Below are 14653 nucleotides of genomic sequence, written 5' to 3'. Positions count from 1 at the left end.
CCGAAGTAGATGGCCTCCATGTGGCCGTTGCCGGTGTCGTTGTTGCTGGTCTCCGCGTTGCCGTAGTCGAAGCAGCAGCCGCCGTTGTAGTGGGTCCCGTCGAGGACCGCGTACATGCCCTCCGGCTGGTCGCCGGTCGCGATGCCGGAGGTGTTGTCGTCGCGGTAGCCGGTGCCGGGTGCGATGTAGACGCCGTAGGCCTTGTGGCCGCCGACGGTGACGGGCGCGGCGGTGGCGTTCGCGAGGTTGTCCGGGCCGCCGGCCGCCCCGCCGCCGGGCGCCTGCGTCAGGTTGTTGCCCTTGCCGGACTGGTCGTAGATGACGGTGATCACACAGCTGGTGCCGGCGCAGAACGAGTCCTGCGCCGCGGCGTCGGCGTAGCCGCCCGCGCTGAGCACCCCGATGTTCGCCGTCGCGTTGTCCGAGGCCCGCCGCACCTGGTAGAGCGGCCCGTTGTAGCTGCCGTAGAGGGCGCGGGTGGTGCTGTGCGCGGCGACACACGGCGTGCCGCCGGAGGCGTAGATGTCGCACGGCCCCTGGGCCGCCGCCTGGGCCACGCCGGTGGAGGCCGTCGCCCCGGCGGTGAGCGTCCCGCCGAGGACGATCGCGGCGGCAGCCGCGGTCCGGGCGAGGGTGCCGGCCTGGAAGAACCGCCAGAGGCGGTGCCATGGACGGGGGTTGCTCATCTGAACTCCCTGAGGCAGTGGAGCGATGGGTGGGGGATGAACTTGTTAGCGCTAACATCGGCCCCGCTGCGAATGCCGGTCCGCTTGGAGGCTGTGGGAGCGCTTGTTGACAGGGACGGTCCAACCACCGCTGACGTCCTGTCAAGTCCCTGTGCACAGCGCCCCCTTGGGCCGCCGTGCCCTCCGAGGCGCCTGCATCCGGCCCATCCCCGCCCCCACCACCTGTTTCGCTCAGCGGCAGCCCCCTGGCCCGCTCCCGTCACAGGCCGAAATTAGTTCGACGCATTGACGAAACATACGGGTTGGAGTTACCTGTCCCCGGGGACATCCCGCCGCGCGCCGTTGCCGGACGGGCGTTGCGGCGGAGTCCTGGGCCCTTCCCGCTCGGGAACGACCGGCGGCCGGGTGTGGTCGCGCGGTCGCGCTCCCGGGCTCAGCTCCAGGGCTGGTCGACCAGCCAGCTGGTGTCGGCTGCCCAACTGGTACTGCTGTCCCAGCTGTTGGAGCCGCCGTTGGCGGCGATGTAGACCGTGTAGTTGTAGTGCCGCAGATACTTGGTCGGGTAATTGACGGACTGGAAGGAGAATCCCTGCCCGCTGTGGCCCGAGGTCGGGCAGAAGGTGGCATCCTGCGCGAACGAGCTTCCGCCGTTGTCCGTGTTCAGGTAGAGCTCGAAGTTGGAGTGCCGCAGGAACTGCCCCGGGTTGTTGGCGGACTCGAACGACAGGCACGAGGTGTCGGCCAGGCCGGCCCGGACGATCCAGCTGGCGTCCGCCTTGTCGACGGCCGAACTCGCGGACGTGATCGGCGAGATGACGACCTTGGAGTCGGCGTCGTCGTGACGGATGTAGTCCGAGGTGCAGCACGCGGTCGTAGCCTGCAAGGAGACCCGGGAGCCCGGAGTGAGGGAGCCGGTGCCGGTGGCGGCGCTGCTGTAGCCGACGGCGGTGATGTTGGCCTGGACGGCGTTCTCGGTCGCGTCCGAGGGGTACCCGGAGGTCATCACTCCTTCGTAGAAGGTGCCGGCCGAGGAGTTGCTGTTGTCGCCGCCGATGCCGAGGATGATCGCGCCCTCCTTGTGCATCGGGTTGTAGCCGGAGACGTTGGGCCGGGCCCCGCTGTAGTACGTGGACAGCCCGCCGGACTGCGCGTTGCCGGCGCGGATCGACCAGAGGTTCGCCGTGCCCTTGACGATGGCGGTCTGGAAGCGGTTGCTGACGCTCGGGTCGCCGGAGTTGAGTCCGCGGTTGACCCCGGAGAAGAGCCCGTTCTCCAGGTCCGCCATCACCCACGGGCCCTTGCCGCTGCCGTAGCCCCAGCCCGTGCTGTTGCCGAAGTAGATGGCCTCCATGTGGCCGTTGCCGGTGTCGGTGCTGCTGGTCTCCGCGTTCCCGTAGTCGAAGCAGCAGCCGCCGTTGTAGTGCGAGCCGTCGAGGACCGCGTACATGCCCTCCGGCTGGTCGCCGGTCGCGATGCCCTTCGTGTTGTTGTTGCGGTAGCCGGTGCCGGGCGCGATGTAGACGCCGTAAGCCTCGTGGCCGCCCACCGTGACCGGGGCCTCGACCGCGTTGGCCAGGTTGTCGTTGCCGCCCGCGGCGGGGCCGGACCAGTAGCCCTTGAGCGCCTGGGTGAGGTTGTTGCCGTTGCCGGACTGGTCGTAGATGACGGTGATCACACAGCTGGTGCCGGCGCAGAAGGAGTCCTGCGCGGCGGCGTCGGCGTAACCGCCGGTGCTGAGCAGGCCGATGTCCTTGGTGGTGCCGTCGGAGGCCCGCTTCACCTGGTACAGCGCGCCGTTGTAGCTGCCGTAGAGGGCGCGGGTGGTGCTGTGCGCGGCGACGCAGGGCGTGCCGCCGGAGGCGTAGATGTCGCAGGGGCCCTGCGTCGCGGCCTGGGAGGTGGCGGCTGTACCGGTGAGCACGCCGGCGGCGAGCGCGACGGTCGTGCCGGTGGCCAGCAGGGCGCGCCGGATGCGGTGTGTCCAGGGTCGCTTGCTCACGTGAACTCCGTTCACTGGGTGGGTGGTTGGTGATCAGGTGCAATGAGGGGTCGGTGCAATGACGGCCAGTCCGCCCCGGGTCCGGTCGGCTCAGCCGTGCTCGGCGAACGGACCCGGGGCGGACTGGCCGTCCGTCAGCTCCAGGGGGAGGCGGCGAGCCAGGTGGTGTCCTGGGCCCACAGGGAGGCGTTGTCCCAGGCGTTGGTTCCGCCGTCGCTGGCGATGTAGCCGGTCAGGCTGTAGTGGCGGATGTACTTGGCCGGGTAGTTGAAGGACTGGAAGGAGTAGCCCGTGCCGCTGTTGCCTGCCTTGGGGCAGAAGGTGGCGTCGGCGGCGAACTGGCTGGTGCCGTCGTTGGGTTGGAGGTGCAGCTGGAAGGCGTAGTGCCTGAGGTAGCTGCCGGATGCGTTGGCCGACTCGAAGGAGACGCAGTTGCTGTTGGCCAGGCCGGCGCGGACGATCCAGGTGGCGTCGCCCTTGACGGTGGCGGAGCTGCCGGAGGTCACCGGCGCGATCACGACCTTGTCGTCGCTGGTGTCGTGCTGGAGGTAGTCACCGGTGCAGCAGGAGGTGGTGGCCTGCAGCGACACCTTCGCGCCCGGGGTGAACGGGGTGGTGGTGCTGTAACCGGCCGCCGTGATGTTGGCCTGGACGGCGGCGTCGGTGGCGTCGGAGGGGTAGCCCTTGACCATGGCGCCCTCGTAGAAGGTGCCCGCGCTGGCGTTGTGGTTGGTCTGGCAGCAGTCGCCGCCGCTGCCGAGGATGATGGCGCCCTGCTTGTGCATCGGGCTCCATCCGGTGGGCAGTGCGCCGTTGTAGAGCTGGGTCAGGCTGCCGGACTGGCTGTTGGCACCCTTGAGCGCCATCTGGGTGGTGCCGTCGTTCTTGAACATCGCGGTGACGAAGTGGCTGGTCTCGGCGACTTGGTTCGGGTTCCATGCCTTGCTGCCACCGGAGAACAGGCCGTTCTCGATGTCCGCCTGCACCCATGGCCCCGTTCCGCTGCAGCCGCCGAACCAGCATTCGGTGCTGAAGTTGATCGCGTCCATGGCGCCGTTGCCGTCGGCATGGTGGTCGGTCTCGGTGTTCCCGTAGTCGAAGCAGCAGCCGCCGTTGGCATGGGTGCCGCTGGTGATCATGTACTCGCCCTCGGGTGAGCTGCCGGTGGGCACGCCTCCGGCGGAGTTGTAGGCGAAGTAGCTGTTGCCGGGGTTGATGTACAGCGCGTACGCCTTCTGGCCGCCCACGCTCACGGCTTCGGTGGTCGCGGTGGCCGCCGTGTCGGCGCCGCCGGTCCCGCCGGGGCCCTGGTAGACCAGGGTGTTGCCGTCGCCGGTCTGGTCGTACAGGCGGGTGATGGTGCAGCTGGTGCCCGCGCAGAAGGAGTCCTGCGCCGCGGCGTCGGCGACACCTCCGGCCGAGACCACCCCGATGTCCCGCAACGCGCTGTCGGATGCCCGCTGCACCTGGTAGAGCGGGCCGTTGTAGGCGGCGAACAGCGCGCGGGTGGTGCTGTGCGCGGCGACGCACGGCGTGCCGCCGGCTGCGTAGATGTCGCACGGGCCCTGGGTGGCTGCGTGCGAGGTGGCGGCCGTGCCGGTGACCACGGCGGCGGCGAGCACGGCGGTCGTGCCCGCCGCCAGGAGCGCCCGCCGGGCGCGGCGCAGCCAGGATCGTACGGTCATGAACGAACTCCTTCACGAGGGTGGGAGAAGGACGAAATAGGATTTGTTAGCGCTCACAATCACGACCGAGAAACAGCGGTGCACAGAGACGGCGGAACGCACCATCTCAAGGCACCGCAACGGCCATCACTATGTCCAGGCGACAAGACACCGTCAAGGCATCGCGCACAAGGTTGTTAGCGCACACAATCCGTGGATCACCGGCGGGACTTGAGGGCGGCCTGACGGGCCGTCAGGACTGCGGCTCGGTTCCGGCTCCCGAATCGAGGTGGTCGCGCAGCCACCCCTCGGTGTTGCTGACGTGCAGCAGCGCCGCCGCCTGGGCGAGGGGGGCGTCATGGGTGGCCAGGGCGGCGTAGATGGCCTCGTGCTCGGCGAGGGTGCGGCCGGAGGCGTCGCCGTCCACCATGCCGCGCCAGATCCGGGCACGCAGCGTGCGACCGGAGATGCCTTCGAGCAGGGTGAGCAGGGTCTCGTTGCCGGTGGCCGAGATGACGGCACGGTGGAACGCCGCGTCGTGCCGGTTCAGCAGCTCGACGTCGTTGCGGGCCTCGCGCATGGCGTCCAGGTGCTGCTTGACCTCGGCCAGGCGGTCCTCCGTGATCCGTGTCGCCGCGAGGGCGGTGGCCACCGGCTCGAAGAGCCGCCGCACCTCCAGGAGGTCCAGCAGCGCTCCGGAGTCGCCCTCGAGCAGTTCCACCGCCCCGCCGAGACCCTCCAGCAGCAGCCCGGGCTGCAGGCTGGTCACGTAGGTGCCGTCGCCGCGCCTGATCTCCAGGACCCGGGCGACGACCAGTGACTTGACCGCCTCGCGCATCAGGTTGCGGGACAGGCCCAGGTCGGCGGCCAGCTTCTGTTCGGGGGGCAGCTTCGAGCCCGGGGGCAGCTCACCGGTGCGGATGAGTTCGCGGATGCGCGCGATGGCCTTGTCGGTGAGTGACATCAGTGGACACCTCGTGGGGCGGCCGCGGGAGGGACCGGCTGGGCGGGATGGTCGTTCGGGCGCAGCGTAACAGGGACATCCCATGTGTCGGCGGCGTCGGCGCGGATCAGTCCCTCGGACCTCAGGTCGGCCCAGAGCCCGTCAGGGACCGGCGTCCGGTACAACTCCGCGTTCCGCCGCACCTGGTCGGCGCTGCGCATGCCCAGGGTGACGTTGACGACGGCGGGATAGGTGAGCGGGAACGCGATCGCGGCGGCCGGCAGGGTCGTCCCATGGGCCTCGCACACCTCGGCCAGGCGGCGGGCCCGGTCCACGAGGGCGGCCGGGGCCTCGGCGTAGTCGTAGGTCAGGCCGGGGACAGGCCGATCGCGGGCCAGCAGGCCCGAGTTGAACACGCCGGCCGCCACGACCGCCTTGCCCGACTCCACTGCCGCAGGCAGGACGTCGTCGAGGGCCGACTGATCCAGGAGTGTGTAGCGGCCGGCGAGCATGACCACGTCGGCGGCGGTCTCGCGCAGGAAGCGGGTGAGCATGGCGCTCTGGTTCATGCCCGCGCCGATGGCGCCCACCACCCCCTGGTCGCGCAGGTCCGCCAGGGTGGGCATGGCCTCCCCGGCGGCCTGCTCCCAGTGGAGGTCCGGGTCGTGCAGGTAGACCAGATCCAGGCGGTCCAGACCGGTGCGGCGCAGCGTGTCCTCGAGCGAACGCAAGATGCCGTCGCGGCTGAAGTCCCATTGCCTGCGCAGCTCGTCCGGGACGGCGAAGCCCTCGGTGTCCCGGCCGCGGGGGCTCTCGTTGGGGACCAGGAGCCGACCGGCTTTGGAGGAGACGACGTAGGCGTCGCGGGGCCGGTCGGCGAGGGCTTCGCCGAGGCGGCGCTCGGACAGGCCCAGACCGTAGTGCGGGGCGGTGTCGAAGTAGCGGATTCCGGCGTCCCAGGCGGCGGTGACCGCCGCGGCGGCGTCCTCCGCCGAGGTCTCGCGGTAGAGGTTGCCGATCACCGAGGCGCCGAAGCCCAGTTCGGTCAGTTCCACCGGCGTGTGCGGGATGGTGCGGCGTCGCAACAGGGACTCCTCAGGTCGGGTCGGCGGCTGCGGCCCCGGCGTGGCCGGGGCTCCGGGGTGACGTCGGCGTCATCGGGCCAGCCACCCGCCGTCGACCGGCAGCACCGTGCCGTGGACGTAGGCGGCGGCGTCCGAGGCGAGGAAGACGGCCGCGCCGCCCAGGTCGTCCGCCGATCCCCAGCGTCCCGCGGGGATCCGTTCCAGGATGGCGCGGGAGCGGACCGGATCGTCCTGCAGGGCCTGGGTGTTGTCGGTGGCGATGTATCCCGGCGCGAGGGCGTTGACGTTGACGCCGTGCGGCGCCCATTCGTTGGCGAGGGCCTTGGTGATGCCGGCGATGCCGTGCTTGGCGGCGGTGTAGCCGGGCACGGTGATGCCACCCTGGTAGCTGAGCAGCGAGGCCGTGAAGATGATCTTCCCCTGACCGCGGGCCACCATGGCCGCACCCACCGCACGAGCCAGGACGAACTGCGCGGTGAGGTTGACCTGGAGGACCAACTCCCAGTCCGCGTCGGCGTGTTCGGTGGCGGGCGCCCGGCGGATCGTGCCCGCGTTGTTGACCAGGATGTCCACCGGGCGCTCGCGCCCGGCCAGATCCTCGCCCAGCGCCCGGACCGCCGCCGGGACCGCGAGGTCGGCCTGGATCGCCTCGAAGGAGCGGCCCGCACCGGTCACGTCCTTCTCCACGGCGCTGCCGGACGCGTCCAGGTGCGCGCTGACGCCGATGACGTCCGCGCCGGCCTCGGCCAGGGCCCGGGCGATGGCGCGCCCGATGCCGCGCCGGGCACCGGTGACCACGGCGAGCTTGCCGGTCAGGTCGAAGCCGTTCATGCGTCCGCCTCCGTGGTGTCGTTGCCGGTGCCGTCCGCTTCGTCGCACTGCACCAGGACCTTCATGACGTTCCCGCCCGCTTCCAGGGCCTCGAAGGCTGCCTGTGCCTTGGCCATGGGCACGACCTGGCTGATCAGGAGGTCGGCCGGGACCGTGCCGTCCGCCACCAGCCGCACGGCCCGGGTGAAGTCGTCGTGGTCGTACAACCGGGCGCCCACCAGGGTGAGTTCGCGCCAGAAGAAGCGGTGCAGGTTCACCTCCCGTGGCGTGGGGTGGATGGCGACCAGGCACAGCCGTCCGCGGACCGCGAGGACGTCGACGGCGGTCTCGACGCCCGCGGCCGCGCCCGACACCTCGAAGGCAACGTCCGCGCCCGCGCCCCTGGTCCACTCCTGCACCAGCGCGGGGACGTCGTCGCGGGCGGGGTCCCAGGTGGCCAGCCCCAGGTCCCCGGCCAGTGCACGCCGGTACGCGCTCAGCTCCACGACGCGGACCTCCGCGCCGCGGGCCCGGGCGACCAGCGCGATGAGGATGCCGACTGGGCCGCCGCCGACCACGACGACGCGCTCGCCGTCCCGGCCGTCGGCCCGGCCGACGTCGTGCGCCGCCACCGCGGTCGGCTCGACCACTGCCGCCCGGTCCAGGGGCAGGCCGGCGGGCAGGCGGATGAGCGTGGACGCGGGTACGGTCCATCGCTGCTGCAGCGCACCCGGGGAGTCGATGCCCATGAAGTCCAGCTGCTGGCAGACATGCTGATGACCCGCCAGGCAGGCCGGACAGGTGCCGTCCCAGCGCAGCGGCATCACCGTCACGGCGTCGCCGGGCTGCCAGCCTTCGACGCCGGGTCCCACGCGCACGACGCGGCCGGACATCTCGTGCCCGATGACGGCGGGCGCGGTGACCCGGCCGTCCATGTGCCCGTGAAAGATGTGCAGGTCGGTGCCGCAGATGCCGACATAGGCGGGCGCCAGCTCGACCTCTCCGGGGCCCGGCGGCGCAGCGGGCAGGGAGCTCATGTCCAGGGTGCGGGGGGCGAGGTACCGGACAGCGAGGGCGGAGGATGCGGTCATGGTGGGGCGAGGATCCCTTCTCGGCGTACGCCGGCGGTCAGCAGCGCGTCGGCGTGGGTGCGGGTGCCGGCGGTGATCGCCAGGGCGAGGTCGGGTGGCGAGCGGCGCCTCGCCCGCCGTGGCCCTGTCGGGATGCGGCAGCCCGGTCGGTGGTACAGGCGGTCAACCCCTGTGCCCGGCCAGTCGGTAGAAGTCGGTGGCGGTTCCGGCGAGCACGGCGTGCTGGTCGTCGGCGGACAGGTCGCGCAGGAGTTCCTCGACGGCGGTGGCCCAGCGGTTCCAGCCGCCGGCGAGTGCGCACACGGGCCAGTCCGAGCCGAACATCAGCCGCCCTGGGCCGAAGGCGGACAGCAGGACGTCCCAGACCGGCCGGATGTCGCCGATCGTCCACCGCCGCCAGTCGGCTTCGGTGACCAGTCCCGACACCTTGCACGACACCTGCGGATGGGCCGCGAGCAGGCGCAACTGATCTGCCCAGTCAGCGAGTTCGCCCTTGGCGACGGGCGGCTTGGCCGCATGGTCCAGCACCAGCCGCAGTCCCGGCAGGCGCTGGGCCAGCCGGATCGCCTGCGGCAGCTGGTGGTCCCGGACCAGGACGTCGTAGCCCAGGTGCCGATCGGCCACCGCCGTCAACCCGCGCTCGACGTCGGGCCGTTGCAGCCAGGCGGGATCGGTCTCCCCCTGGACGAGATGCCGCACGGACCGCAGGCGGCTGCCGCCCGGCCCCTCCCCCAGCCGGTCCAGCACCTCGCCGACGGCGGGGTCGGCCAGGTCCACCCACCCGACGACCGCGCCGATCAGCGGGTCCGTCCCGGCCAGGGCGAGGAGGTCCTCGGTCTCGGGCACCGAGGCCACGCACTGCACCGCCACGCTGGTCGTCAGGCTGCGCCCGAGGATCGTCCGGGTGGCGGCGGCGCGCAGGTCGCCGGTCGTCCAGGTACGGCGGATGGGGGCGTGCTCCGGTTCGTCGAGCCAGGGCTGCGGTCGGACGCTCAGGTCCCACAGGTGGTGGTGGGCGTCCACCAGGGCAGGCGTGGGCGCGGGTGACGGGTGGTCAGGCACGGGCGCTCCAGACCGGACCGTCGGGGTACGTGTACTCCTTCAGCGACTCCGGGAGCATCTGGGCGCCGAGGCCGGGTGCCGTCGGGGCGAGGTAGTGTCCCTCGGCGATCCGCACCGGGTCGGCGAAGTGCTCGTGGAGGTGGTCGACGTACTCGATGACGCGGTCGTCGAGGCTGCCGGAGACGGCGACGTAGTCGAACATCGACAGGTGCTGCACCATCTCGCACAGGCCCACCCCCCCGGCGTGCGGGCAGACCGGCACCCCGAACTTGGCCGCCAGCAGCAGGATCGCGATGTTCTCGTTGATCCCGCCGACCCGCGCCGCGTCGATCTGAACGATGTCCACCGCGCCGGCCTGCAGCAGTTGCTTGAACACGACCCGGTTGGCGATGTGCTCGCCGGTGGCGACCTTGATCGGGGCCACCGACCGGCGCACGGCCGCGTGGCCCAGGATGTCGTCGGGTGAGGTGGGTTCCTCGATCCAGTAGGGGTGGTACGGGGCCAGCCGCCGCATCCACTCGATCGCGGGGGCCACGTCCCAGCGCTGGTTCGCGTCGACGGCGATCCGGACGTCGTCGCCCACCGCCTCCCGGGCGACGCGCATGCGCCGGACGTCGTCCTCCACGGAGGCGCCGACCTTCAGCTTGATCTGGGTGAAGCCGTCGGCGACCGCCTCGCGGGCGAGCCGGGCCAGCTTCTCGTCGGAGTAGCCGAGCCATCCGGGTGTGGTGGTGTAGGCGGGGTAGCCGCGCTCCAGCAGCCGGGAGATCCGCTCCTGGCGGCCGGGCTCGGCCCGCTCCAGGATGTCCAGGGCCTCCTCGGGGGTCAACGCGTCGGACAGCCAGCGGAAGTCGACCTGGGCGACCAGCTCCTGCGGTGTCATCTCGCCCAGGAACCGCCACACCGGTTTGCCGGCGCGCTTGGCCGCCAGGTCCCAGGCGGCGTTGACGACCGCGCCGGTGGCCATGTGCATCGCGCCCTTCTCCGGTCCCAGCCAACGCAGTTGGGGGTCGTGCACCAGCCTGCGGGAGAAGCCGCCGAGGTCGCCGCAGACCTCCTCCACGCTCCGGCCCACCACGAACGGCGCCAGGGCCTCGATGGCGCCGGCCTGGACGTCGTTGCCGCGTCCGGTGGTGAACGCCAGGGCGTGGCCCTCGAGCTCGTCGGCGGCGTCGGTGCGCAGGACGACGTACGCGGCCGAGTAGTCGGGCTCGGGATTCATCGCGTCGGAGCCGTCGAGGTGTTCAGAGGTCGGGAAGCGGACGTCCAGCACGTCCAGGGCGGTGATGCGTGCGGTCTCGTGGCCGGGTGAAGGCATGGGGCAGCTCCTGGGGGGCGCGGGCGCGCGGACGACGGGATGGATGAGGGGCGGGATGGTCGCTCGACCGCCTGCAGGGCGGGGCGGGTCAGTTCTGGACCTTGCCGCCGGTGATCCGGGAGATCATCAGAGCGACCAGGATGATCAGCCCGTTGAGGGCGCCGATCCACTGGGCCGGGACGCCCGCGAGCGTCAGCACGTTCTGGATCATGAAAAGCAGCAGGATGCCGGTGAAAGCGCCGAACATGGTGCCCTTGCCGCCGTTGAGGCTGATGCCGCCGATGACGGCGGCGGCGAAGACCGTGAAGATGTAGCCGTTGCCCTGGGCGGAGGCGACCGAGGCCAGCCGTCCGGACAGCAGCAGCCCCGCGAGCGCGGCCAGCACGCTGCCGGTGACGATGACGATGGTCAGCACCCGGTCGGTCCGGATGCCCGCGGCCTTCGCCGCGTCGATGTTGCCGCCGATCGCGTACAGCGAGCGGCCGAAGCTGGTCCACCCGAGGACGACGATGGCGACGGCGAAGAGCGCCAGGCAGATCCAGATCGAGGCGGGCACCCCCAGCCACTGGGTGGTGCCCAGGTACAGCATCGAGTCGGGCAGTTGGAAGAAGGTCTGTCCGCCGGAGATGCCGGTGAGGATGCCGCGCAGCACGATCAGCATGCCGAGGGTGACGATGAACCCGTTGAGGCCGAAGCGGATGATCAGCAGGGCGTTGACGGCGCCGACGAGCAGCCCCGTCACCAGGGTGATCGGCACCGCCCAGGCGCCGGGCACCAGGCCCAGGCCGTGGCCGGCGCTGCCGATGGTGAGCCAGGCGGCGACGCCTGGCGCGAGACCCATGGTGGACTCCAGGGACAGGTCCATCTTCTTGACGATCAGGATCATCGTCTGGGCCAGCACCAGCAGCGCCATCTCCGACATGGTCTGCAGCACGTTGATGAGGTTGTCGGTCTGCAGGAACACCGGGTTGACGATCTGTCCGACGACGGCGATGACCACGATCGCCGGGACGAGCGCGAGGTCGCGGAGCCGGGCCAGGGGGATCTTCCCGCCCAGCAGCACCGGGCCCTTCCGGCCGGTAGGGGCGGTGTCGGACGCGGCGCTCCCCGCGCGGACGGTCTCCGGCATGGTTTCAGGCATTGAGGTCCACTCCTTCCATCGCGGCCACCAGGTCGTGGTCGTGCCAGCCGCGGGGGAACTCCGAGGTCACCCGGCCCTGGAACATCACCAGGACGCGGTCGCACATGCGCAGGTCGTCGAGTTCGTCGGAGGCGATGAGCACTCCGGTTCCGGACGCCGCCGTCTCCTCGACCTTGCCGAGGAGGAACTCCTTGGAGCGCACGTCCACCCCGGCGGTCGGGTTGATCAGGACCAGCAGCCGCGGGTCGTCGGCCAGTGCCCGGGCCATGACCACCTTCTGCTGGTTGCCGCCGGACAGTCCGGACACCGGCAGGTGCGGCCCGGGGGTCTTGATCGCCAGCTTCTCGATCATGTCGGCGGCGAGGGCGTCCCTGCGGCGGCCGCTGAGGAACCCGTACCGGCCCAGGCGGCCGGGCACCGACAGTGTGGCGTTGTCCGCGATCGACATGTCCGGCACGTAGCCCTGGTGGTGCCGGTCCTGTGGGACGAAGCCCGCACCGGACGCCAGCGCGGCCGGCACGCTGCCCGGACGCGGCCGCCTCCCGGCGATCTCCACCTCGCCGGTGTCCGCGGCCCGGAGTCCGACGACGGTCTCGGCCACCTCGGTGCGCCCGCTGCCCGCGGCACCGGCCAGACCCACGATCTCGCCGGCGGCGACCGCGAAGCCCACCTCCCGGTAGGCGCCGTCAGTGGCGGTCAACTCCCGTACCCGCAGCGCGGACGGGGCCTCGGCGTCGACCGACCCGACGCGTTCGGCGCGGTCCGCCGCCGCGGCCTCTCCGGTCATCGCGGCGACCAGGTCGGGACGCGGCAGTTGCGCCACGGGCGCGGTGAGGATGTGCCGGGCGTCCCGGAAGACCGTGACCGTGTCGCAGATGTCGTAGACCTCCTGGAGGTGGTGGCTGATGAACAGGAAGGTCACCCCCTGCCGTTGCAGGTCGCGGATCCGGTCGAACAGGCGGTTGATGGCGGATCCGTCGAGCTGGGCGGTGGGCTCGTCGAGGACGATGAAGCGCGCCCCGAACGAGAGCGCCCGCGCGATCTCGACGAACTGCCGCTGCTCGACCGAGAGTTCACCCGCGAGCGTCTGCGGGTCGACATCCACCGACCAGGTCGTCAACAGGTCCTGCGCCTGGCGGCGCAGCCCCTTCCAGGTGATCAGGCCGGCCCACCCGTGGTGGTGCCGGTTGAGGAAGAGGTTCTCCGCGACGGTCAACTCGGGGATGATCGTGGACTTCTGGTAGACGCAGGCCACCCGCTGCCGCCAGGCGTCCCGGTCCGCGAGCCGGGGCGCGGGCCGGCCGCCGAAGGCCACCGTTCCCTCGTCGGGGGCCTGCAGGCCGGTCAGCACCGACACCAGGGTGGACTTCCCGGCGCCGTTGCGGCCGACGAGCGCGTGGGTCTCGCCCGGCCGCACGGTGATCCGGGCTCCGTCGAGGGCGACCGTCGGGCCGAACCGCTTGGTGATGCCCGTGGCCTCGACGACGGGAGGTTCCTTGGATGCCTGCCCGCCGCCGGCCGAAGCGGGCCGGGGGCTGTGTGCTGTGTCCCCGTCGCTCATCGCAACCGCCTTGTGGTTGAGTGGAGTTGGTTCTGATGTGGCGCCGCGGCCCGCGCGGCGGCGGGCACCCTCAGCCGAGGTGGTTGCCCCACAGCGACGTGTCGGTGCTCTTGACGCTGGTGACGCCGCCGTAGCTGCCGCCGTCGGCGGTGACCAGCGGGGCCGAGAGCTGGTCCTCCAGCAGGCCCGGGCGGACCTGGATGATGGTGCTGTCGTGGTCGGTCTTGCCGGGGGCGAAGGTCTTCCCGCTGATGGCGGCCTGGAGGTAGTAGAGGGCGTACTTGGCGTACTGGTCGGCGGGCTGGGAGACGGTGGCGTCGATCTGCCCGGCGGCGATGTCCTTGAGCTCCTCGGGGATGCCGTCGTTCGAGACGACGAAGACGTGCTTGGGGTCCGTGGGAGCGACGAGCAGGCCCTTCTGCTTCAGCACCTGGAGCGTGCCGGACAGGGCGAAGCTGGACTCCATGTAGACGCCCTTGATGTCCGGGTTCGCCGTGAGGTCCGTCTGCAGCTTCTGCGCGGCGGTGGCGCCGTCCCAGTTGGTGGCCTCACCGAAGACCTTGATCTTGGGGAAGTTCTGCTTCATGCAGTCGTTGAACGCCTCGGTACGGTCGCGGCCGTTGATGGAGTCGAGGCCGCCCTCCAGCATCACCACCTTGCCGCTGCCGCCGAGCTTGGCACCGAGGAACTGGCACGCCTTCTCGCCGTACGCGCGGTTGTCGGCGCGGACGACCATGTAGACGCTGCCGGAGTCGGGGCGGGTGTCCACGGTGACCACCGGGATCTTCTTCGCGGCCAGTTGACTGAGCGTCGGCGCGATGGCCGCGGTGTCCTGCGGGGCCATCGCCACGCCCTTGACGCCCTGGCTGAGGAAGGTCTGGACGTTGGACGTCAACTTGGCCACGTCGTTCTGGGAGTTGGTGGTCTTCAGCTCCAGGCCCAGTTCCTTGGCGTACTGCGGCGTGTACCTGATGTAGGAGTTCCAGAAGTCGGTGTCGGAGCGCGGGTAGTCGACTCCCACCAGGGGCTTGCCCCCTGACGTCGTCGTCGATCCGGCCGAGCTGGAGCAGGCGCTCATCAGCGTCAGCGCCGACAGGGCCGCGAGGGTGGTGCTCAGTGCGGTTCTGAGTCTCATCGCTTCTCCTTCTGGGTGGGGTCCAGGACCAGGCCGTGGTCTCGCTGCTGCGAACGGCTCCCCACGCCCACCTAGGACATGGGATGTGTTTATAGGTGGCAGCCGCCGAGCTTGTCCATACCCCTGGCCGAACGAATCACATATCCGCAGGCAGAGGT

The 14653-nt window shown here is 71.0% G+C and carries 12 protein-coding genes; all 12 read right to left on the bottom strand.

The features are described from left to right. Positions 1 to 686 (bottom strand): arabinofuranosidase catalytic domain-containing protein (locus tag ACFP3V_RS14590; RefSeq protein ID WP_380583429.1); only part of this gene is annotated, 686 nt, incomplete at its 3' end. A 433-nt stretch (positions 687 to 1119) separates the two neighbouring features. Then, on the bottom strand, positions 1120 to 2685 hold the full coding sequence (locus tag ACFP3V_RS14585) for an alpha-L-arabinofuranosidase B (RefSeq protein ID WP_380583428.1): 1566 nt from the start codon (positions 2683 to 2685) through the stop codon (positions 1120 to 1122). 134 nt (positions 2686 to 2819) lie between these two features. After that, positions 2820 to 4370 (bottom strand): alpha-L-arabinofuranosidase B, encoded by a 1551-nt coding sequence (locus ACFP3V_RS14580; RefSeq protein WP_380583427.1) that lies wholly within the window; start codon positions 4368 to 4370, stop codon positions 2820 to 2822. Between the two features lie 232 nt (positions 4371 to 4602). Beyond that, positions 4603 to 5313 (bottom strand): FadR/GntR family transcriptional regulator, encoded by a 711-nt coding sequence (locus ACFP3V_RS14575; RefSeq protein ID WP_380583426.1) that lies wholly within the window; start codon positions 5311 to 5313, stop codon positions 4603 to 4605. Then, positions 5313 to 6377 (bottom strand): aldo/keto reductase, encoded by a 1065-nt coding sequence (locus tag ACFP3V_RS14570; protein WP_380583425.1) that lies wholly within the window; start codon positions 6375 to 6377, stop codon positions 5313 to 5315. Before ACFP3V_RS14570 ends, ACFP3V_RS14575 begins: the two co-directional genes overlap by 1 nt. Before the next feature lie 69 nt (positions 6378 to 6446). Continuing rightward, positions 6447 to 7208: an SDR family oxidoreductase gene (locus tag ACFP3V_RS14565; RefSeq protein WP_380583424.1), complete on the bottom strand. Its 762-nt coding sequence runs from the start codon at positions 7206 to 7208 to the stop codon at positions 6447 to 6449. After that, entirely contained in the window at positions 7205 to 8278 is a 1074-nt protein-coding gene (locus ACFP3V_RS14560; RefSeq protein ID WP_380583423.1) for a zinc-dependent alcohol dehydrogenase, read from the bottom strand. Before ACFP3V_RS14560 ends, ACFP3V_RS14565 begins: the two co-directional genes overlap by 4 nt. Positions 8279 to 8440: 162 nt before the next feature. After that, positions 8441 to 9340, bottom strand: a complete 900-nt coding sequence (locus ACFP3V_RS14555) for an amidohydrolase family protein (protein ID WP_380583422.1) — start codon at positions 9338 to 9340, stop codon at positions 8441 to 8443. Then, positions 9333 to 10658, bottom strand: a complete 1326-nt coding sequence (locus ACFP3V_RS14550; RefSeq protein ID WP_380583421.1) for an L-fuconate dehydratase — start codon at positions 10656 to 10658, stop codon at positions 9333 to 9335. Before ACFP3V_RS14550 ends, ACFP3V_RS14555 begins: the two co-directional genes overlap by 8 nt. Before the next feature lie 88 nt (positions 10659 to 10746). Continuing rightward, on the bottom strand, positions 10747 to 11787 hold the full coding sequence (locus ACFP3V_RS14545) for an ABC transporter permease (protein WP_380583433.1): 1041 nt from the start codon (positions 11785 to 11787) through the stop codon (positions 10747 to 10749). Positions 11788 to 11791: 4 nt separating this feature from the next. Beyond that, a complete protein-coding gene (locus ACFP3V_RS14540) occupies positions 11792 to 13360 on the bottom strand; it encodes a sugar ABC transporter ATP-binding protein (protein WP_380583420.1) in 1569 nt (522 codons plus the stop codon). 70 nt (positions 13361 to 13430) lie between these two features. Further along, positions 13431 to 14495 carry a sugar ABC transporter substrate-binding protein gene (locus tag ACFP3V_RS14535; protein WP_380583419.1) on the bottom strand — a complete coding sequence of 355 codons (1065 nt, stop codon included), beginning with the start codon at positions 14493 to 14495 and terminating at the stop codon, positions 13431 to 13433. Positions 14496 to 14653 lie beyond the last annotated feature (158 nt).

Source organism: Streptacidiphilus monticola, from assembly GCF_042658505.1.
GTDB classification, from domain to species: domain Bacteria; phylum Actinomycetota; class Actinomycetes; order Streptomycetales; family Streptomycetaceae; genus Streptacidiphilus; species Streptacidiphilus monticola.
The sequence above is the reverse complement of the archived record's forward strand: the minus strand, read 5'-3'. Positions and strand labels throughout refer to the sequence as shown.